This window comes from Pseudomonas sp. lyk4-R2A-8 (genome assembly GCF_030209095.1).
In the GTDB taxonomy this organism is placed as follows: domain Bacteria; phylum Pseudomonadota; class Gammaproteobacteria; order Pseudomonadales; family Pseudomonadaceae; genus Aquipseudomonas; species Aquipseudomonas quebecensis.
Genome location: NZ_JARVSS010000019.1, coordinates 1 through 19,172, shown reverse-complemented (window position 1 = coordinate 19,172; position 19,172 = coordinate 1). Strand labels below are relative to the sequence as shown.

Genomic DNA, 19,172 nt, shown 5'->3' with positions numbered 1-19,172 from the left:
TTTGTGACGCTCTGCGTCACGCTTTGGGACGCGGAGCGTCCTGGGCTGCATTCCCACGCGGAGCATGGGAACGATCATCGCGGCGAGCCATTGGCCCCGAGCGCTCTTCGATCTGTTGCTTCAAGCCATGCCGCAACCCCAGCAAAAACGCCACCTCCGCCACCACAAACAACGGCCCCACAATCAACCCCGACACGTCATCCACAAACGCCGGTTTCTTGCCTTCGTAGTAATGCCCGACAAACTGAATCACCCAACCCACCACAAACATCCCCACCCCACTGCTGAGCCACACCATCGTGCTCTGCGCCGCCAACGCATGCCCGGCCCACACCGACAAGCCCATCAATACCGTCATCAAGACGCCCAGGGCCAGCTCGAGGCGCAGGTAAAACCACGCCGAAAACAGCGCCACGATCACCGCCGGTGAAAGCCACAACCCACCCACCGTCCATTCCGGGCGCGACAGCAGAACGGCCACCGCAACCACAATCATTGGGATGCCGACAAAATGGCTGGCGATATTGCGCGGGTCGCGGTGGTAGGCGGCGTATTGACTGAGGTGGTCGACGAGGCTTTTCATTGTTGTTCCTCCTGTAGGATGTTTGATGATGCCCTGTCGGACCACGCCTGACTGTCGGCTGGACGACAATCTTCGGAGCGCTCATGAACCCAGAGAACTGGCACCGCCAATTGGTCACCGGCCATTGGTTCAGGCACTTGCCGGGCGACCTGCAGCGCAGCCTGCTGACGGCCGCTCGCTTGCGTACGCTGGCGGCGGGGCAGTGGCTGTTCAAACGCGGCGATCCGCCCTGTGGCCTGTATGCGGTGCTCGACGGTGCGGTGCGCATCAGCGCGGTCAATGCCCAAGGCAAGGAAGCGGTGTTGAGCCTGGTGGAAACGCCCTACTGGTTCGGCGAGATCTGCCTGTTCGACGGCCTGCCGCGCACCCACGATGCGCTGGCGATGGGGCCGTGTACGTTGCTGCACGTGCCGCAGGCGGCGATGCTCGCGCTGCTTGAGCACCAGCCGGTGTATTGGCGGGAAATAGCCCTGCTGATGAGCCATAAACTGCGGCTGTCATTGATCAATATCGAACAGATGAGCCTGATGCCCGCGTCGGCGCGCCTGGCCCATCGGTTGCTGATGATTGCCGAAGGCTACGGTGAAATCGAGCAGGCGCGCCGCGAGCTGCAACTGCCCCAGGAAGACTTGGCGGCGATGTTGGGCCTGTCGCGCCAGACCATCAACAGCCTGCTCAAGAGCCTGGAGCAGCAGGGCATTATCGGCTTGAGTTATGGCGCGATCAAAGTGCTCGACCTGCCAGGCCTGCGGCACGCCGCAGGCGCCTCAAACTAGGAGCCGCGGTACGTGGAGAACCCGTACGGGCTGAGCAGCAGCGGGATGTGGTAGTGCTGGTCGGCCTGCTTGACCTGGAAAATCACCGGTACTTCCGGGAAAAAGGTCTCGCGGTTGGCCTTCTTGTAGTAGTCGCCGGTCTTGAACACCACCCGGTACTCGCCGGGTTTCATGCTGCGATCGGCGGGGAACAGTTCGGCAATGCGCCCCTGCTGGTTGGTCACGCCCTCGGACAGCGCTTGCCAGTGATCGCCCACCTGCTGCTCCAGGGTCACACTCACACCCGCCGACGGCAGGCCGTTTTCCAGGTTAAGGACGTGGACGCTCAGCGGGTTGCCGTCGGCCAGGGCCAGGTTGCACAGGCCGCTCAGGCTGAGGGCGGCGAGGGTAATGCTCAGGGTTTTCATCGAGAGGTCCTTTCGAGGGTCAGTTACAAGGAAGTTTTCAGGCCCAGCTGCTCGGCGGCCTGGACGGCACAGGCTTCGTCCTGCGCCGCGCCACCGGCACCGGCAATGCCCAGGGCGCCGACCAGTTCGGCGTCGGCAAACAACGGCACGCCGCCACCGAGCAACAGCAATTCAGGCAAGGTGTTAAGGTTGGCCGCTTCCGGGTTGTTGCGGGCGCGCTCGGCAAACAGCCGGGTGGCGGTCTTGCTCGACAGCGCGGTGTAGGCCTTGCGCTGGCTGGCGAGGCTGTTGTGCGGTCCGACCCCATCGGCGCGCAGGGCCAGCAACGGGTTGCCGCCGCGATCGAGCACGGTCAGCGCGGCGTTGCAGTGGGCCAGGCTGGCGTCGGCCAATTGGCGCGCGGTACGCAGGTCCAGATCGGCATGGCGCGGCAATTGCGGCGCGGCCTGGGCGGCGCTGGTCAGCGCCAGGCTCAAAAACAAAGCAGTGCGATACATGGTGAAGGCTCCGTTGAACAGGCACCCACGGTAGCCAGTGAACGGGGTCAGAAACCGCACAATTGGATGACAGGTTTGTCATTAATCCCAGAGGTAAGGCATGCAGGTGTTGTTAGTGGAAGACCAGCCGCAGCTGGCGCAACGCATGGCCCAAGGCTTGAGCGAGGCGGGTTTCGCTGTGGAAGTCGCGGCCAACGGCATGGCCGCGCAGCGCTTTGTGGAAAGCTGCGTGTACGACCTGGTGATCCTGGACGTGATGTTGCCGGGCCTGAATGCGTGGAAGCTGCAGCAGGCGATCCGTCAGCGAGGCGACACGCCGTTGTTGTTCCTGACCACGCCGGGCGGGATCGAAGACCGTCTGCGCGGTTTGGAGCTGCATGAGGATGACTACCTGCTCAAACCGTTTGATGACAAGGCGCTGGTCGCGCGAGTCAAGAAACTGCTGCGGCGCGAACGTGGGCGCTAACCCAAGCCTTCTCTGAACTGCCCCGGCGTCATCCCCGTCCAGCGCTTGAACGCACGGTTGAAGCTGCTGGTATCGGCAAACCCCAACAGGTGGCTGATCTCGGCCAACGAACAGTGCGGATCACGCAGGTGCAGTAACGCCAGGTTCTGCCGGCATTGATTGAGCAACGCATCGAACCGACAGCCTTCGTCCGCCAGATGCCGTTGCAGGCTGCGCAGGCTCAGGTGCAGGGCCTGGGCAACGCGTTCGGCGCTGGGCTCGCCGTCGGGTAATTGCGCTTCGATGGCCGCACGCACCTTGCGCTCCCAGGTCAGCGGTTGCAGTTGGGCGAGGGTGCGTTTGAGCACCGTTTCGTTGTGTTCGGCCAGCTCCGGGTTGGCGTCGTCCAGATGGCTGTCGAAGTCGCGCGCGGCGAATTCCAGGCGGTCTTCGTCGGCGGCGAAAAACACCGGCGCGCGGAACACCGTGTGCCACGGCGTCGGATCGGCCGGCGGCGGGCGGCGCAGGTACACGGCCAACGGCGCGTAATCCCGACCCAGGCGATTGCGGCAGGTGCGCACGTAAATCGCCGCGAACGCATCGATCGCCTCGAACGCCGGCGCCGGGTTGCCTGGCGGTTGCAGCAGGCGAAACCGGTAGCGCTCGCCGTCGCGGCTCAACTCCAGGGTCAAGGCATCACTGACCACCTGGTGGTAACGCACGATGCGTTCGAATACCTCGCGCAAACTGCCGCTGGCGACCAGCGCATAGCCCAGCGCGTGAAACGTGGTGGGGCTGACAAACCGCGACACCCGCAAACCGATCGCCGGATCGCCGCTGACGTGCACCGCCAGTTCCCACAGGCGCGTGGTGGCCGACAGCGGGTAGCGCGCGTTGGGGTCGTCCATCAACTGCGGATCGAGCCCGGCCTCGCGGCACAGCGCGGCGCTGTCCAGGCCCAGGGCATCGAGCTGTTTGCGCAGGGCGCGGGTCCAGCTGGCGAGGGAGGTGGGTTCGGTCATGATGATTGGCGTGTGCGGTCAACAGGTTGGCGTGTGGGGCTTGCGTCCTGCGCGAGCGCCTGGTGCAGGATGTAAGCCTCGATAAACAAGAGGATGGGAGCATGGACGGTACTTCTGCAAGTCCCCAATCGCTGAATGCACAACAACGTTCGGCGCACATTCGCGAAGTCGTACTCGCCGAAGGCGTGCGCCTGCGCCAGCAACACCCGTGGCTGCAGCATCAGGACGCTCTGGGTGCCGGCATCCTGGCCTTTGCGCTGTTGGGCATGCTTGGCTCGGCGGCGCTGTACATCAGCGGGCATATGGCCTGGTGGGTGTGCCTGCTGCTCAACGCATTTTTCGCTTCACTGACCCACGAGCTGGAACACGACCTGATCCATAGCATGTACTTTCGCAAGCAGCGTGTGCCGCACAACCTGATGATGGGCCTGGTATGGCTGGCGCGGCCGAGCACCATCAACCCGTGGATCCGTCGCCACCTGCACCTGAACCATCACAAGGTCTCCGGCACCGAGGCCGACATGGAGGAGCGCGCAATCACCAACGGCGAGCCGTGGGGCCTGGCGCGCTTGTTGATGGTGGGCGATAACGTGATGTCGGCCTTTATCCGCATGCTGCGGGCCAAGACCTGGAGCCATAAATTCAAGATTCTCAAGCGCGCGCTGCTGGTTTATGCGCCGCTGGCGCTGCTGCATTGGGGCGCGTGGTACGTGTTTCTAGGGTTCCACGCCGCCAACGGCATCGCCAGCCTGCTCGGCGCGCCCATCGCCTGGTCGGAAGGCACTTTGCAGATGATGCACGTGATCGATATCGCCGCCGTGGTGATCATCGGCCCCAATGTACTGCGCACGTTCTGCCTGCACTTTGTCAGCTCCAACATGCACTACTACGGCGATGTGGAACCGGGCAATGTGATCCAGCAGACCCAGGTGCTGAACCCGTGGTGGATGTGGCCGTTGCAGGCGTTCTGCTTCAACTTCGGCAGCACCCACGGGATTCATCATTTTGTGGTGAAGGAACCGTTCTATATCCGCCAGATGACGGCCAAGGTGGCGCATAAAGTGATGGCTGAAATGGGTGTGCGCTTTAATGATTTGGGCACGTTTGCGCGGGCCAATCGGCTGGAGCCCATGGCGGCAGCCAATGCCGGCCTCAAGCCGGCGGAAACGGCGTTGCGCTGAGGTGCGGTGGCCGGTTGAGGTGGCGAGTCTGGCCGCCCGTGCTCAGTCGTTGACGGCACGGATATGCGCGGCCAACTCGGCCAACGCCGAATCGTCGGCCCTGGTGCAGTCATGGGACGAGAGATAGCCCTCATAGCGATCAAAAAACTTATCCATGCGAGAGCTGATTTTTTTGAATGCGCTGTCTTCGCCCGTTCCGTGCATCGGGAACAGCTTGGCGTGCAAATGATCGACGCCGTAACCCTCCAGAATCATGCCGGTCCTCGCCACGCCCGCAAGCGCCTGGTCAATCAGCAGTGCGGTCTTCTTGGCCGCAACCACCAATTCGCACAGCACCTCGTCCGACTGGGCAAACCCATAGCTGCCGTAATGAGCCTTGGGAATCACCACACTGAACCCTGGGGTGTTGGGGAAGATGGAGAGGAAAGCCATGTGGCTCTGGTCTTCCCATAACAAGTGGGCAGGGGCGGTGCCGCGAGCGATGTTGCAGAAGATACAGTCCATCAGACGACGTCCTCGTTTTCGTCAAAGGGGCGGGCAGCGTGCCCGGTGAACTTCGATGGTTCAAACCTGGCATTGTTTTGTGTCGCTAGTGTGTAAAGCGCTGACCCGGCGCCACGACGTCCGGTTCGACGCGATAGCTCGCCGGGCTGAACACCCGCGTCACCACCAGCATCGCCAGCACCGTGGCGGTCAGCACCCACCAGGCGCTGACGAAGTCGCCGGTGAGCTGGCGCAGCCAACCGGTCATCCACGGTGAAATGGCGTTGATCAAAAAGCCCACGCCTTGCACAAAGGCCGCCAGTTGCCCGGCATGGCGAGGGTCGCGGTGGTGGTCGAGGGTCAGCAGCAGGCTCAGGGCAAAGCAGGCGCCCAGGCCGAAGCCGCACAAGGCCACCCACAGGTGGGGGTAGTCCAACGGCGCGAAGATCAGTCCGAGGTAACCGACGGTTTGTGCCAACAGGCTGATGACCAGCAACGGACGACGGTCGACACCGCGTTGTGCCAGCACCGGCATCAGCAGCGCGGCGATCACTTGGAAAATGGTCATGTACGCCAGCAGCGAGCCGCTGGGCAGCACGCCCCAGCCCAGTTGCTGGTAATAAGCCGGCAGCCAGGCCACCAGGCTCATGTAGCCGCAGTTCACCAGGCCGAAATACAACGCCAATAACCACGCACGCCGATTGCGCAGGCCCTTCAATGCGGGCGCCACCTGCGAGTTGCGCGCCGCGCCCAACGGCAGCCAGGCCCACAGCAGCAACGCGCCGAGTGCCGGCAACAGCCAGATCCCGAGCCCCGCCTGCCACTGAGCAAAGTGCGTAGCCACTACCGGGCTGAGCAATGCCGCGAGCCCGCCACCGGCCATCAATGAAGCCGAATACACCCCCATCGCCACCGGCACACGATGACGAAACTCGCGCTTGATCATCGCTGGTACCAGCGCCTGGATCAGCGCCACGCCGGCCCCGCCGAGCAATGCCGTGACCAGCAGCGCCGACGCCTGCCCCATCAACCAACGCGCCAGGCAGGCCAGCAGGATCATCATCAGCCCCAGGGCGATGCCCCGCCGCTCGCCCAGGCGTGCTTCCACCCGCACGCCGATCAGCGCCACCAGGCCCATGCACACTACCGGCAGGCTGGTCAGCAGGGCGCTGCTCTGGAAACTCAAACCGGTGGCCTGCCGGATTTCGCCCAGTAGCGGGCTGATGGAGCTGAGGATCGGCCGCAGGTTCAGGCCCAGCACCAGCAATAGTGCCCAGCCGGCGAGGGATTTGTTCAAGGTCATGCAGGCCGCTCCGGGCACGATGGGAGGTGAAGTATGGGCAGCCCTGGGAGTATTCTGAAATTAAATATAACCATGCCAATCAGTGGCAAACACAATGGTGACGTAGATGTTCGACCCCGTGTTATTGCGCAGCTTTGTCGCCGTGGTGGACTGCGGCAATTTCACTCGCGCCGCCGAGCGCCTGCACCTGACCCAGTCCACCGTGAGCCAGCAGATCCGCCGTCTGGAGGACGCGGTGACGTGTCAGTTGCTCGACCGCGACCAGCGCCGCGTGGTCGCCACCACCGAAGGCGAGCGCTTGCTGGCGTACGCCAGGCGCATCCTGGCGCTGCATGAAGAGGCAGCTGAAGTGCTGATCAGCCAACAGAGCGACGGCGTGCTGCGCCTGGGGGTGCCGGAAGATTTTGCCGCCGAGCGCCTGATGCCGCTGTTGTCGTCATTCGTGCAGGCTTATCCACGGGTGCGTCTGGAGGTCACCAGTGGTTTGGGCCCCGAGTTGCAACGTCAATACCGGGCCGGCGAATTCGATGTGCTGCTGGTCAAGCAAATGGGCGACAGCGCCGACTGCCTGGCCTCGTGGCCCGAGCCGCTGTGCTGGGTGGACAGCCGCACCACACCATCCGTGGGGCGCGACCCGTTGCCGTTGGTGGCCTTCCCGGTGGGCGGCCTGTACCGCAATGAAATGCTGCAGCACCTGGAAGTGGGCGGCTGGCGCTGGCGTATCGGTTACTCAAGCGCGAGTTTGGCCAGCGTGTGTTCGGCGGTGGCGGCTGGGCTGGGGGTGAGCCTGTTGCCGCGCCGGGTGGTGCAGCCAGGGCATGTGGAATTGGGGCCTGACAGCGGTCTGCCCGAAGTGCAAGGCGTGCGCCTGGCGTTGTATGCCCGCCATGGCCTGAGTGCGGCGGGGCAGTGCTTACAGGCTCAGTTGTTCGATTTGTGCGCGAAGTGAGGTGGAGACGGCCGGACCACAGCTTGTATTTTTGGTTATTAATAAATAGCTTCTTATTCCTTAACGAATATAAACCGCGTCCCTATACTGCTCAGCACGTTAAACGCTGCAGGAGGGCACACCCATGCACAGCGAGTCGATTCGTTATCTGATCGTGCCGGGCTGGCAAGGATCGCCGGACAATCATTGGCAAAGTCATTGGCAACACAGCCTGCCCAACAGCGCGCGTGTGGAGCAGGCCGATTGGCTGACGCCGCGACGTGAAGACTGGGTTGCCGCGCTGGCCGAGGCGATCGCCGCCGACAGCACGCCGGTGATTCTCATCGCCCATAGCCTGGGCTGCATCACCGTGGCCCATTGGGCGGCCACCGCACCCGTGCAGTTCCTGCGGCAGGTGCGCGGCGCCTTGCTGGTGGCGCCGGCGGATGTGGAGCGTCCGGCCTGCTCGCCGGTCTTGCGCAATTTCGCGCCGATCCCCACCGACCTGTTGCCGTTCCCGAGCCAGGTGGTCAGTTCCGACAACGACAGCGCCGTCAGCGCCCCTCGGGCCCTGGAGTTGGCGCGCAACTGGGGGGCCGAAGCCGGCATTCTTTCGGGGGCAGGGCATATCAACGTGAAGTCCGGTCATCAGCGCTGGGAGCAAGGCTTCGCCTACCTCTATCGCCTGCAAAGCCGCCTCGAGCAGCACGCCCGGCGCACCGCCTGATTTTTTTCAACGCCCCGTCCCTGGCGGACGTGGGGCGGGAGCTTGCCATGAGTCTGCATGAAACCTTCGGTCAGCCGCTGCTGACCTTCCCCGACGCGGAAAAAAGCCCGCTGAGCATCCGCGCCAAGGCGCTGGTGTTTGTCGACCCGCGCTCGCGCAAGCTGCGCGAAGAGCTGGAAACCCTCGCGCCGCGCGCTTTGCCCGTGCTGATTCGCGGCGAGACCGGCAGCGGTAAAGAGCTGTTGGCGCGGCATATCCACCGCGGAAGTGACCGTACGGGCTTGTTCGTCTCGGTCAATTGCGGCGCCATCAGCCCCACCTACGCCGACGCCGAATTGTTCGGCTACGCCGCCGGCAGCCACAGCGGCACCGCCAGCAGCCGCGCCGGCTGGTTTGGTTCGGCCAATGGCGGCACCTTGTACCTGGATGAGATCGGCGACCTGCCGCTGCCGATCCAGGTCAAATTACTCGCCGCCCTGGAAAACCATGAAGTCACCCGCGTCGGCGCCCAGCAGCCGAGCCCGGTGGACGTGCGTCTGGTGGCCGCCACCAGCATCGACCTGGCGCAGGCCGTGGCCGCCGGCAAATTTCATGAGCGACTGTTTCACTACCTGAGCGAAGGCCGGTTGGACCTACCCGCATTGCGCGAGCGGGTGGGCGATATTCTGTCGTTGGCCGAGTACTTCCTGGGCATCTACAGTCAGCGTCTTGACCTGCCGGTGCCGCTGATCAGCGAGGCCGCCCAGCGCGTGCTGGAAAGCCACAGCTGGCCGGGCAATACCCGTGAGCTGGAAAACGTTATTCACTTTGCGCTCCTGGTGAGCAGCGGCGACGAAATTCTGCCGGAGCACCTGAACCTGCCGGCGGCGGGTTCGCCGCTGGAACAGGTGCGGAGGATTTACGCCCAGGCCAGCCCGGCCGACCAGGAAACGTTGCGCCGATTCCTACATGAACAAAATGGAATATCAACGTGAATAAAAGATATTGTTCGGGAATAAAAAATCTAGGTATTGTCCCCTGCATGCCGCGATAGCACTTCGCTGGCACACCACCCTACACACGGTCGTCAGAGACGCCCCGGACTGTCGATAAGGACACTGCATGAAAAAGGTTCTGTTGTTTACCGCATTGGCCGCTGCCCTGACTGCCAGCTTCGCCCAGGCCAACGAGAAACTGGTGGTGGCCGCCACCCCGATCCCGCATGCCGAGATCCTCGAGCTGGTCAAGCCAACCCTGGCCAAAGAAGGCGTGGACCTGGAAATCAAAGTATTCACCGACTATGTGCAGCCCAACGTGCAAGTCGCTGAAAAGCGCCTGGACGCCAACTACTTCCAGACCCTGCCGTACCTGGAAAACTTCAACAAGGGCAAGGGCACCAACCTGGTGACCGTGGTGGGCGTGCACGTTGAACCGTTCGGCGGTTATTCGAAAAAAATCAAGAAAATTGAAGACCTGAAAGACGGCGCCACCGTGGCCATCCCGAACGAAGGCTCCAACAGCGGCCGCGCCCTGTTGCTGCTGCAGAAAGCCGGTGTGATCACCCTCAAAGACCCGACCAACGCCCTGGCTACGCCCAAAGACATCGCCAGCAACCCGAAACACCTCAAATTCAAAGAGCTGGAGTCGGCGCTGCTGCCCCGCGTGCTGGACCAGGTCGACCTGGACCTGATCAACACCAACTACGCGCTGGAAGCCGGCCTGAACCCGGCCAAGGATGCGCTGATCATCGAAGACGCCAAGTCGCCTTACGTAAACTTCCTGGTGGCTCGCCCGGACAACAAGGACAGCGACGCTATCCAGAAACTGTCCAAGGCCCTGACCAGCCCGGAAGTCAAAGCCTTCATCGAGAAGAAGTACAACGGCGCGGTTGTGCCGGCGTTCTGATGTAAGCCAACACCCCTTCAAGGTTTCAACGCCGGCGGCTCACATAGCGTCGGCGTTTTTTTATGTGTGGAATTCGCAATGCAATCAAAATGTGTGAGGGGGCTTGCTCTCTCACACATTTGATCTTCATCTCACAGTGGACATTCAGCGTGTCAGAGCGCGCGGCTATTGATCGCCCTGCGCAACGCCACCAACCATTTCACCAACTCCTGCGGATCAATCGGTTTCGCTTTGTTCATTGTTCATTCCCTCGAAACACAGACCCCTCAACCATAGCTGCCACCCGCCAACCCCGCGAATCCGGAGGTTATCTTTTTGGGTGATATCAATATGCTATTTTGGTATTTAAAATTTACTTTTTATACCTTTAAAGTTCGCGCTACCCGACGTTACCCACGTCGGCTTGGATAACACGCGCCGCTCTACCCTGCGGCGTCATGGACTGCAAATGACCCTCGATTTCGCTTTTATCCTCAGCACCCTGCCGGCGTTTTTGAAGGCCGTGGGTGTCACGCTGCAAGTCGGCCTGATCGCCATCGCCACCTCCTTGCTTGTAGCGCTGATCAACGCGGCGCTGCTGGTGTTTCGCACGCCGTACCTGTCGCGCCTGGTGGCGATGTATGTGGAGCTGGCGCGCAATACACCGCTGCTGATCCAGCTGTTTTTCGTGTACTTCGCCTTGCCCGCCCTGGGCTTGAATGTCTCCGGGTTCTGGGCGGCGATCATCACCATGACCTTTCTGGGCGGTGCTTACCTCACCGAAGTGCTGCGCGCCGGTGTGGAGGCGGTGCCGCAGGCGCAGGTCGAATCGGGCAAGTCCATTGGCCTGTCGGACTGGCAACTGCTGCGCCACGTGATCCTGCCCCAGGCCGGCATCCTCAGCCTGCCGGCCTTGTTCGCTAATTTCATCTTCCTGCTCAAAGAGACCACCGTGGTCTCCGCCGTGGCCGTGCCGGAGATTCTCTACACCACCAAGAGCTACATCGCCCTCTACTACAAGACCTACGAAATGCTCGCCGTGCTGACGCTGATTTGCGTGCTGTTGTTCTTGCCGCTGTCGCTGCTGCTCAGCCGCTTGGAAAGGAGGCTCCAGCATGGCCAGTTCGGGTCTTGAGTTGTTGTGGGTGTCGCTGCCGCAACTGGGCAAGGGTGCCGCGCAGACCTTGTCGATTTCGTTTATGAGCATCGCCTTCAGTACGGTAGGCGGCGTGCTGTATGGCGTGCTGCGCACCTTGAACAACCGGCTGATCAACGCCGTGCTGCGGGTTTACCTGGAGTTGTTCCGGGCGATCCCGGTGCTGGTGTGGTTGTACCTGCTGTTCTTTGGCCTACCGATTTTTTTTGGCCTGAGCCTCCCCAGTTTCTGGTGCGCGGTGCTGGTGTTGTCGTTGTGGGGCGCCAGCGAGGTCGGCGAAGTGGTACGTGGCGCGTTGCATTCGCTGCCCCGTGGCCAGCGCGAGGCCGGCCTGTCGATTGGCTTGTCCGACCCGCAGTTGTACGGCTACGTGTTGCTGCCCCAGGCCCTCAAGCGCATGACGCCACCCACGATCAACGTCTACACGCGCATCATCAAGACCAGTTCCCTGGCGGTGCTGATCGGCGTGGTGGACGTGATCAAGGTCGGTCAGCAAATCATCGAGCGCACTTATGAGTCGGTGTTGATCTACGGCGCGCTGTTCCTGTTCTTTTTCTTTATCTGCTACCCGTTGTCGGCCGCCTCCAAGGTGCTGGAACGGCGCTGGGCCCAAGCATGAGCGCATTGATCGAGTTCCAGGGTTTCAACAAATTCTTCGGCGAGCAGCAGGTGCTCAAGGGCATCGACCTGAGCGTGCACAGCGGCGAAGTGGTGGTGATCCTCGGCCCCAGCGGCTGCGGCAAAAGCACCTTGCTGCGTTGCCTCAACGGCCTGGAAGTGGCCCATGGTGGCAGCCTGCGATTTGCCGGCAAGGAGCTGCTGGATAAACACACCGACTGGCGCCAGGTGCGCCAGGACGTAGGCATGGTGTTCCAGAGCTACCATCTGTTTCCACATATGAGCGTACTCGACAACATCCTGCTCGGGCCGCTGAAAGTGCAAAAGCGCGAGCCGCGCCAAGCCCGCGAGCAGGCTGAACAGCTGTTGGCGCGGGTCGGCCTGGCGGACAAGCGCGACGCGTTCCCGCGCCAGCTCTCCGGCGGCCAGCAGCAACGCATCGCCATCGTCCGTTCGCTGTGCATGAACCCACAAGTCATGCTGTTCGACGAAGTCACTGCAGCCCTCGATCCGGAGATGGTCAAGGAAGTGCTGGAGGTGATCCAGGGCCTGGCCCGCGATGGCATGACATTACTGATCGTGACCCATGAAATGGCCTTCGCTCGCGCCGTCGCCGACCGCGTGGTGTTCATGGAGGCCGGCCGCATTCTCGAACACAACACCCCCGAGGCATTCTTTACGAACCCGCAAACCGCACGCGCGCAGCAGTTCCTGGAGAAGTTCTCCTTTGTTTCAACACTGCCCAAGAAAATCAAGGAACTGGAACCGCTATGAAAAAACTACTACTGCCCCTGTTAGCCGTCGCGCTGCTGGCCGGTTGCGATAAAAAGGCCGAAGAGCCTGCCAAACCCACGGCTGCCGTGAGTTACATCGACAAGATCAAAGCGCGCGACAAGTTGATTGTCGGCGTCTTCACCGACAAACCACCGTTCGGCTTTGTGGACGAGGCCGGGCGCTATGTCGGCTTCGATACAGACATCGGCCGCCGATTCGCCAAGGATCTGCTGGGCGACGAGAACAAAGTCGAATTCGTCGCCGTGGAGCCGGCCAGCCGCATTCCATTCCTGCAAAGCGACAAGGTCGACCTGATCCTGGCCAACATGACCGTGACCCCGGAGCGCAAGGAAGCGGTGGACTTCACCCATCCCAACCTGAAAGTCGCGGTGCAGGCCCTGGTGCCCAACGACAGCCCGGTCAAGCGCCTGGATGACCTGGCGACCCGCACCATCATCGTCACCACCGGCACCACCGCCGATATCTGGCTGACCAAAAACCATCCGGACTGGAAACTGCTCAAGTTCGAGAAAAACTCCGAATCCCTGCAGGCGCTGTCAGCCGGTCGCGGCGATGCCTATGCCCAGGACAACCTGGTGCTGTTCAGCTGGGCCAAGCAAAACCCCGGCTACCGCGTGCTGGAACAGAAACTCGGCGACGAAGCCCCCATCGCCCCGGCGGTCAAGAAGGGCAACACCGAACTGCGCGATTGGGTAAATACCGAACTGGCGAAGTTGGGCGAGGAGAAATTTCTGCTCAAACTGTACGACCAATACGTGCGTAAAGAACTCAGTGATGACACCCAGCCTGAGAGCGTGATTGTCGAAGGCGGCAAATGGCAGGGCTAGTTCTGCGCTGACTGTTGTATCGCTATCGGGGCAAGCCCCCTCCCGCATTTGAATGTATTCACACATCAAATGTGTGAGAGGGGGCTTGCCCCGATGAGGCCGGTGAAATCACCTCAATACTCTCTTCCCCATGCAGATAAGGAACCCTGATCTAAGCTGACAGTCGCATACACACTGGCACGTCGGCATCACGCAAAAGGAGACTGCATGGGCGGTCGTATTTCCACTTTCATATTCGGACTTGGCCTGCTGGCGCTCTTGAGCGGTTGCGGTCAGGAAAACACCGAGCCCAAGGCTCATTCCCGGGTGTTTGTGCAGACCGTGCAGTCGGCGGATTTCGCCGCGGCAGTCACCCTGACCGGGGATATCCAGGCGCGGGTGCAAACCGATCTGTCCTTTCGCGTGGGCGGCAAGATCATCCAGCGCCTGGTGGATGTGGGCGATCGCGTAAGCGCCAGGCAAGTGCTGGCCAGGCTCGATCCCAAAGACCTGCAGACCAACGTCGATTCGGCCCAGGCCCAGGTCGTGGCCGAACAGGCGCGGGTCAAGCAGACAGCGGCGGCGTTTGTGCGCCAGGAAAAGCTCCTGCCCAAAGGCTACACCAGCCGCAGCGAATACGACTCGGCCCAGGCCGCCTTGCGCAGCAGCCAAAGCGCCCTGGCCGCGGCCCAGGCACAACTGGCCAATGCCCGTGAGCAACTGGGCTACACCGCACTGGTCGCCGATGCGCCGGGCGTGATCACGGCGCGCCAGGCCGAGGTGGGCCAAGTGGTGCAGGCCACTGTGCCGATTTTCAGCCTGGCCCGCGACGGCGAGCGCGATGCGGTGTTCAACGTGTATGAATCGCTGCTGGTAGAGCCACCGTCCGACGCGCCGATCACCGTCAGCCTGCTGGACAACCCGAGCATTCAGGTGCAAGGCAATGTGCGCGAAATTACCCCGGCGGTGGCCGCCAACACCGGCACCGTGCAAGTAAAGATTGCCCTGCAGTCACTGCCCAAAGGCATGGAGCTGGGCTCGGTGGTCAGCGCCACCGCCAATGGCCCGGCCAGGGCCAGCGTCGAACTGCCGTGGTCGGCTCTCACCAAAGATCTCAGCGAACCCGCCGTGTGGCTGGTGGACGGCGAGGGCAAGGCGCAGTTGCATAAAGTCTCCGTGGCCCGCTACCTCACTGGCAAAGTCATCATCGGCGATGGCCTCAAGGGCGGCGAAAAAGTCGTGGTGGCCGGCGGCCAGTTGCTGCACCCCGGTATGCAGGTCGAGATTGCCCAGCCAGGAGCCCAGCCATGAAGCGCCTGATCGTCATGCTCGCCGCCGGCCTGGCACTGGCGGCGTGCTCCAAGGAAGAACCCGCGCCCGACCCGGTGCGCCCGGTGCTGTCGATGCAAGTGAAGGCTGAAGACCAGGAAAACCTCGGCCGCTTCGCCGGCACCATCCAGGCCCGTTACGAAAGTAACCTGGGCTTTCGCGTGCCCGGCCGTATCGCCCGTCGCCTCGTGGACGTCGGCGCCGAAGTGGAGAAGGGCGCCTTGCTGGCCGTGCTCGATCCCACCGACCAGCAGAACCAGTTGCGCGCAGCCCAGGGCGACCTGGCGCGGGTGCAGGCGCAGTTCATCAATGCCCAGGCCAATGCCCGCCGCCAGCAGGAGCTGTTCAACCGTGGCGTCGGCGCCCAGGCCCAGCTGGACGTGGCGCTGACCGACCTGAAAACCACCCAGGCCAGCCTCGATCAGGCCAAGGCCTCGGTCAACCAGGCCAAGGACCAGCTCAACTACGCCGAACTGCGCACCGACCATGCCGGCATCGTCACCGCCTGGAACGCCGAGGCCGGCCAGGTGGTCAGCGCCGGCCAGCAAGTGGTGACCCTGGCACGCCCGGACATCAAGGAAGCGGTGATCGATCTTCCCGCCAGCCTGGCCGAGCGCCTGCCTCCGGATGGGGTGTTCCTGGTCGCCGGGCAACTGGACCCCAGCGTTCACACCACCGCCACCGTGCGCGAAATCGAGCCACAGGCCCAGAGCGCCACGCGCACCCGTCGCGCACGCCTGACTCTGGCCGAGACGCCGCCCGCGTTCCGCCTCGGCACGGCCATCAGCGTCACCCTGAGCACCGCCATCACCCCGCGCATCGAGCTGCCGGTGAGCGCCTTGCAGGACGTTGACGGCAAGACCCGCATCTGGCTGCTCGACACCCAGACCCAGACCGTACAACCGCGAGATGTCACGGTGATCAGCCGGGAGGGCGGCAGCGCCCTGGTCAACGGCGGCGTCAAAGCCGGCGAGCGCATCGTCACCGCCGGCGTGAACAGCCTGAAGCCCGGGCAGAAAGTCAAAATCGACGAGGACAGCCCGCGATGAAAGGCAGCTTCAACTTATCCGACTGGGCCCTCAAGCATCAGTCCTTCGTCTGGTACCTGATGTTCGTCGCGCTGCTGATGGGCGTGTTCTCCTACATGAACCTGGGCCGCGAAGAAGACCCGTCGTTCACCATCAAGACTATGGTGATCCAGACCCGCTGGCCGGGCGCGACCCAGGAAGAAACCCTCAAGCAGGTCACCGACCGCATTGAGAAAAAACTCGAAGAACTCGACTCCCTCGACTATGTGAAGAGCTATACCCGACCGGGCGAGTCCACCGTGTTCGTATTCCTCAAGGACACCACCAGCGCCAAGGCCATCCCCGAAATCTGGTACCAGGTGCGCAAGAAGATCGACGATATTCGCGGCACCTTCCCCCAAGGCCTGCAAGGGCCGTCGTTCAACGATGAGTTCGGTGACGTGTTCGGCTCGGTGTACGCCTTTACCGGCGACGGCCTGTCGATGCGCCAGTTGCGTGACTACGTCGAGCAGGTACGCGCCGAGATCCGTTCGGTGCCGGGGCTGGGCAAGGTGGAGATGATCGGCCAACAGGATGAAGTGATTTACCTGAACTTCTCCACGCGCAAACTGGCGGCGCTGGGCGTCGACCAGCGCCAGGTCGTGCAAAGCCTGCAATCGCAGAACGCCGTGACGCCTGCCGGTGTGATCGAAGCCGGGCCGGAGCGGATTTCGGTGCGAACTTCGGGGCAGTTCGCCTCGGAAAAAGACCTGGCCAACGTCAATCTGCGCCTCAATGACCGTTTCTATCGCCTCGCGGACATTGCCGAGATCAGCCGAGGCTACGTCGACCCGGCGCGGCCGATGTTTCGCTTCAACGGCAAGCCTGCCATCGGTTTGGCCATCGCCATGCAGAAGGGCGGCAATATCCAGTCGTTCGGCAAGGCCCTGCACACGCGCATGGACGAACTGACCGCCGACCTGCCGGTGGGTGTCGGCGTGCACAAGGTGTCGGACCAGGCCGAAGTGGTGGAAGAAGCCGTGGGCGGCTTTACCAGTGCGTTGTTCGAGGCGGTGATCATCGTGCTGGTGGTGAGCTTTATCAGCCTCGGTCTGCGTGCCGGGCTGGTGGTGGCGTGTTCGATTCCGCTGGTGCTGGCGCTGGTGTTCGTGTTCATGGAATACAGCGGCATCACCATGCAGCGCGTCTCGCTGGGCGCGTTGATTATTGCCCTCGGCCTGTTGGTAGATGACGCGATGATCACCGTGGAGATGATGATCACGCGCCTGGAAAAAGGTGAAACCAAGGAGCAGGCGGCCACTTACGCCTACACGTCGACCGCGTTCCCGATGCTGACCGGTACGCTGGTCACAGTGGCAGGCTTTGTGCCGATCGGCCTCAACGCCAGTTCGGCCGGTGAGTACACCTTCACGCTGTTCGCGGTGATCGCCGTGGCGATGCTGGTGTCGTGGGTGGTGGCGGTATTGTTTGCGCCGGTGATCGGCGTGCATATCCTCAGCGCCAACGTTAAGCCTCATAACGCCGAGCCTGGGCGCATCGGCCGGGGGTTCAATCGCGGCATGCTGTGGGCCATGCGCAACCGCTGGTGGGCCGTTGGCATCACCGTGGGGTTGTTCGTGGCGTCGGTGTTCTCCATGCAGTTCGTGCAGAACCAGTTCTTCCCCTCGTCGGATCGCCCGGAAATCCTGGTCGACCTCAACCTGCCGCAGAACGCCTCGATCAACGAAACACGCAAAACCGTCGACCGTCTGGAAGCCATTATCAAGGACGACCCCGACATCGCCCGTTGGAGCACTTACATCGGCCAGGGTGCGATTCGTTTCTACCTGCCCCTCGACCAGCAACTGGAAAACCCCTACTACGCGCAGTTGGTGATCGTCAGCAAAGGCCTGGAGGAACGTGGCGCATTGATCGCGCGCCTGCAAAAGCGTCTGCGCGACGACTTTGTCGGTATCGGCAGTTATGTACAGCCGCTGGAAATGGGCCCGCCCGTAGGACGGCCTATCCAGTATCGCGTATCCGGCAAAGACACCGACCAGGTTCGCAAGCACGCCATCGAACTGGCGACCCTGCTGGATCAAAACACCCACCTGGGCGAGATCATTTACGACTGGAACGAGCCGGGCAAAGTCCTGCGCGTGGACATCGCCCAGGACAAGGCACGGCAGTTGGGCCTGTCCTCCGAAGACGTCGCGCAGCTGATGAACAGCGTGGTCAGCGGTGCTTCGGTGACCCAGGTGCATGACGATATCTACCTGATCAACGTGGTCGGCCGCGCCGAAGACGCCGAGCGCGGCACGCCGGAAACCCTGCAGAACCTGCAGATTGTCACGCCCAACGGCACGTCGATCCCACTGCTGGCCTTCGCCACCGTGCGCTATGAACTGGAGCAGCCTTTGGTGTGGCGTCGCGACCGTTTGCCGACCATCACCATCAAGGCCTCGGTGCGCGACGAAATGCAGCCGACCGACCTGGTCAAGCAGCTCAAGCCCGAGATCGACAAGTTCAGCGCCGGCCTGCCGGTAGGCTACAAGGTCGCCACCGGCGGCACTGTGGAAGAGAGCGGCAAGGCCCAGGGCCCGATCGCCAGCGTGGTGCCGCTGATGCTGTTTTTGATGGCGACGTTCCTGATGATCCAGTTGCACAGCGTGCAGAAGATGTTCCTGGTCGCCAGTGTCGCGCCGCTGGGGCTGATCGGCGTGGTGCTGGCGCTGATCCCCACCGGTACGCCCATGGGCTTTGTGGCGATCCTCGGCATCCTGGCGTTGATCGGCATCATCATCCGTAACTCGGTGATCCTGGTGACGCAGATCGATGCCTACGAACGCGACGGCTACACGCCGTGGGATGCCGTGGTGGAAGCCACCGAGCACCGTCGACGGCCGATCCTGCTCACGGCCGCTGCGGCGAGCCTGGGCATGATCCCGATTGCCCGCGAAGTGTTCTGGGGGCCGATGGCGTACGCGATGATTGGCGGCATCATCATCGCCACCTTGCTCACGCTGCTGTTCCTGCCGGCGTTGTATGTGGCGTGGTACAAGATTCGCGAGCCAAAGCAGGAGCAACAGGACGAACGCCGTTAAACATGTGAGAGTCCCCGCCAAGCGCCGCAGGTTTTGGCTACTGCGCACAGGTGACGCGGAGCGTCACGGGCTGCATTCCCACGCGGGTGAACTGACCCCACAAAGTTGGACGATTTTCTATCTATGCCTGAGCGGCCTGAAT

The 19,172-nt window shown here is 62.4% G+C and carries 20 protein-coding genes; 14 read left to right on the top strand and 6 right to left on the bottom strand.

All coding sequences use genetic code 11. The features are described 5' to 3' along the window. Positions 1-16: 16 nt before the first annotated feature. Positions 17-583 carry an Mpo1 family 2-hydroxy fatty acid dioxygenase gene (locus QRN10_RS18755; RefSeq protein ID WP_285428873.1) on the bottom strand — a complete coding sequence of 189 codons (567 nt, stop codon included), beginning with the start codon at positions 581-583 and terminating at the stop codon, positions 17-19. A gap of 83 nt (positions 584-666) precedes the next feature. Here QRN10_RS18755 and QRN10_RS18750 point away from each other — a divergent pair, with 83 nt between their 5' ends. Further along, positions 667-1,359, top strand: coding sequence for a Crp/Fnr family transcriptional regulator (locus tag QRN10_RS18750; protein WP_181081454.1), 693 nt, complete (start codon positions 667-669; stop codon positions 1,357-1,359). On the opposite strand, the gene uraH is transcribed toward QRN10_RS18750, so the two are convergent. Both uraH and QRN10_RS18740 read right to left on the bottom strand, forming a co-directional pair. Beyond that, positions 1,356-1,766, bottom strand: a complete 411-nt coding sequence (gene uraH / locus QRN10_RS18745; RefSeq protein ID WP_181081455.1) for a hydroxyisourate hydrolase — start codon at positions 1,764-1,766, stop codon at positions 1,356-1,358. The two genes, QRN10_RS18750 and uraH, sit on opposite strands and share 4 nt — an antisense overlap. A 23-nt stretch (positions 1,767-1,789) precedes the next feature. Further along, positions 1,790-2,263 carry a GlcG/HbpS family heme-binding protein gene (locus tag QRN10_RS18740; protein ID WP_181081456.1) on the bottom strand — a complete coding sequence of 158 codons (474 nt, stop codon included), beginning with the start codon at positions 2,261-2,263 and terminating at the stop codon, positions 1,790-1,792. A gap of 100 nt (positions 2,264-2,363) precedes the next feature. Here QRN10_RS18740 and QRN10_RS18735 point away from each other — a divergent pair, with 100 nt between their 5' ends. Continuing rightward, a complete protein-coding gene (locus QRN10_RS18735) occupies positions 2,364-2,729 on the top strand; it encodes a response regulator transcription factor (protein ID WP_181081457.1) in 366 nt (121 codons plus the stop codon). Here QRN10_RS18735 and QRN10_RS18730 read toward each other — a convergent pair. Beyond that, positions 2,726-3,730, bottom strand: a complete 1,005-nt coding sequence (locus QRN10_RS18730) for an AraC family transcriptional regulator (RefSeq protein ID WP_285428871.1) — start codon at positions 3,728-3,730, stop codon at positions 2,726-2,728. The genes QRN10_RS18735 and QRN10_RS18730 overlap by 4 nt on opposite strands. A gap of 101 nt (positions 3,731-3,831) precedes the next feature. On the opposite strand from QRN10_RS18730, the gene QRN10_RS18725 reads away from it, so the two are divergent. After that, positions 3,832-4,911: a fatty acid desaturase gene (locus QRN10_RS18725; RefSeq protein WP_253509938.1), complete on the top strand. Its 1,080-nt coding sequence runs from the start codon at positions 3,832-3,834 to the stop codon at positions 4,909-4,911. A gap of 42 nt (positions 4,912-4,953) precedes the next feature. Here QRN10_RS18725 and QRN10_RS18720 read toward each other — a convergent pair whose 3' ends face one another. Together QRN10_RS18720 and QRN10_RS18715 are read right to left on the bottom strand one after the other, a co-directional pair. After that, entirely contained in the window at positions 4,954-5,415 is a 462-nt protein-coding gene (locus QRN10_RS18720) for an HIT family protein (RefSeq protein ID WP_285428870.1), read from the bottom strand. An 85-nt stretch (positions 5,416-5,500) separates the two neighbouring features. Beyond that, positions 5,501-6,697, bottom strand: a complete 1,197-nt coding sequence (locus QRN10_RS18715) for a CynX/NimT family MFS transporter (protein ID WP_285428869.1) — start codon at positions 6,695-6,697, stop codon at positions 5,501-5,503. Between the two features lie 106 nt (positions 6,698-6,803). On the opposite strand from QRN10_RS18715, the gene QRN10_RS18710 reads away from it, so the two are divergent. From QRN10_RS18710 to QRN10_RS18660, 11 genes are all read left to right on the top strand, one after another. Beyond that, a complete protein-coding gene (locus QRN10_RS18710; protein ID WP_181081462.1) occupies positions 6,804-7,646 on the top strand; it encodes a LysR family transcriptional regulator in 843 nt (280 codons plus the stop codon). A 124-nt stretch (positions 7,647-7,770) separates the two neighbouring features. Continuing rightward, positions 7,771-8,352, top strand: coding sequence for an alpha/beta hydrolase (locus QRN10_RS18705; RefSeq protein WP_285428868.1), 582 nt, complete (start codon positions 7,771-7,773; stop codon positions 8,350-8,352). Between the two features lie 47 nt (positions 8,353-8,399). Continuing rightward, positions 8,400-9,326, top strand: coding sequence for a sigma 54-interacting transcriptional regulator (locus tag QRN10_RS18700; protein ID WP_285428867.1), 927 nt, complete (start codon positions 8,400-8,402; stop codon positions 9,324-9,326). Positions 9,327-9,453: 127 nt separating this feature from the next. Then, a complete protein-coding gene (locus tag QRN10_RS18695) occupies positions 9,454-10,236 on the top strand; it encodes a MetQ/NlpA family ABC transporter substrate-binding protein (RefSeq protein ID WP_253509944.1) in 783 nt (260 codons plus the stop codon). Between the two features lie 448 nt (positions 10,237-10,684). Then, on the top strand, positions 10,685-11,350 hold the full coding sequence (locus tag QRN10_RS18690; RefSeq protein WP_285428866.1) for an amino acid ABC transporter permease: 666 nt from the start codon (positions 10,685-10,687) through the stop codon (positions 11,348-11,350). Next, positions 11,331-11,990 (top strand): amino acid ABC transporter permease, encoded by a 660-nt coding sequence (locus QRN10_RS18685; RefSeq protein ID WP_181081467.1) that lies wholly within the window; start codon positions 11,331-11,333, stop codon positions 11,988-11,990. The genes QRN10_RS18690 and QRN10_RS18685 overlap by 20 nt, the downstream gene beginning before the upstream one ends. Beyond that, on the top strand, positions 11,987-12,763 hold the full coding sequence (locus QRN10_RS18680; protein WP_167418137.1) for an amino acid ABC transporter ATP-binding protein: 777 nt from the start codon (positions 11,987-11,989) through the stop codon (positions 12,761-12,763). Before QRN10_RS18685 ends, QRN10_RS18680 begins: the two co-directional genes overlap by 4 nt. Further along, positions 12,760-13,611: a transporter substrate-binding domain-containing protein gene (locus QRN10_RS18675; protein ID WP_167418138.1), complete on the top strand. Its 852-nt coding sequence runs from the start codon at positions 12,760-12,762 to the stop codon at positions 13,609-13,611. The genes QRN10_RS18680 and QRN10_RS18675 overlap by 4 nt, the downstream gene beginning before the upstream one ends. A 207-nt stretch (positions 13,612-13,818) precedes the next feature. Then, positions 13,819-14,901, top strand: coding sequence for an efflux RND transporter periplasmic adaptor subunit (locus tag QRN10_RS18670; RefSeq protein ID WP_285428865.1), 1,083 nt, complete (start codon positions 13,819-13,821; stop codon positions 14,899-14,901). Beyond that, on the top strand, positions 14,898-15,968 hold the full coding sequence (locus tag QRN10_RS18665) for an efflux RND transporter periplasmic adaptor subunit (RefSeq protein ID WP_181081469.1): 1,071 nt from the start codon (positions 14,898-14,900) through the stop codon (positions 15,966-15,968). The genes QRN10_RS18670 and QRN10_RS18665 overlap by 4 nt, the downstream gene beginning before the upstream one ends. Further along, positions 15,965-19,030: an efflux RND transporter permease subunit gene (locus tag QRN10_RS18660; protein WP_285428864.1), complete on the top strand. Its 3,066-nt coding sequence runs from the start codon at positions 15,965-15,967 to the stop codon at positions 19,028-19,030. The genes QRN10_RS18665 and QRN10_RS18660 overlap by 4 nt, the downstream gene beginning before the upstream one ends. The last annotated feature ends 142 nt before the right edge of the window (positions 19,031-19,172 follow it).